Origin of the sequence: Burkholderia sp. JPY481, assembly GCF_038900515.1 — a bacterium.
GTDB lineage: Bacteria > Pseudomonadota > Gammaproteobacteria > Burkholderiales > Burkholderiaceae > Paraburkholderia > Paraburkholderia youngii.
Map to the genome: position 1 here is coordinate 1 of NZ_JAYMRT010000122.1, position 638 is coordinate 638.

Genomic DNA, 638 nt, shown 5'->3' on the forward strand with positions numbered 1-638 from the left:
CGTCGGAGCGGTGCATCCACGAGCTGTTCGAGGCGCAGGTGCGGCGGGCACCGGAGGCGGTGGCGCTGGTGCATGAGAACGAGAGACTGAGCTATGGCGAGCTCAATGCGCGGGCCAACCGGCTGGCGCACCATCTGATCGCACTCGGAGTCAGGCCGGATCAGCCGGTGGGGATCTGCGTGGAGCGCAGCCCGGCGATGGTGGTGGGGCTACTGGCGATCCTGAAAGCGGGGGGCGCCTATCTACCGCTGGATCCGGCCTATCCGTCCCAGCGGCTGCGCCAGGTGCTGGGCGATGCCGCTCCGCAGCTGCTGCTTTGCGATGCGGCCGGCCGCGCCGCACTCGGCCCCGAGGTGCTGACCGATGTGATAGCGGTCGATCTGGAGACGGCCACGCCGGTCTGGGGCGAGCAGCCGCGTTCGGACCCGGAGCCGCGCACGCTTGGCCTCACGTCCCGCCATCTCGCCTATGTGATCTACACCTCAGGCTCAACCGGAACTCCCAAGGGGGTACAGAATGAGCATCGGGCTATCGTTAATCGCCTGATCTGGATGCAAAAGGCCTATGCACTCAATACGGCTGATGTCGTCTTGCAGAAGACCCCGTTTAGCTTCGATGTCTCTGCCTGGGAATTCTTC

1 protein-coding gene is annotated in these 638 nt (G+C 65.4%); it reads left to right on the plus strand.

The window, feature by feature from the left end; all coding sequences use genetic code 11:
• Positions 1–638, plus strand: a 638-nt coding sequence (locus tag VSR82_RS39935) for an AMP-binding protein (protein ID WP_498858920.1), incomplete at both ends; no start/stop codon positions are given.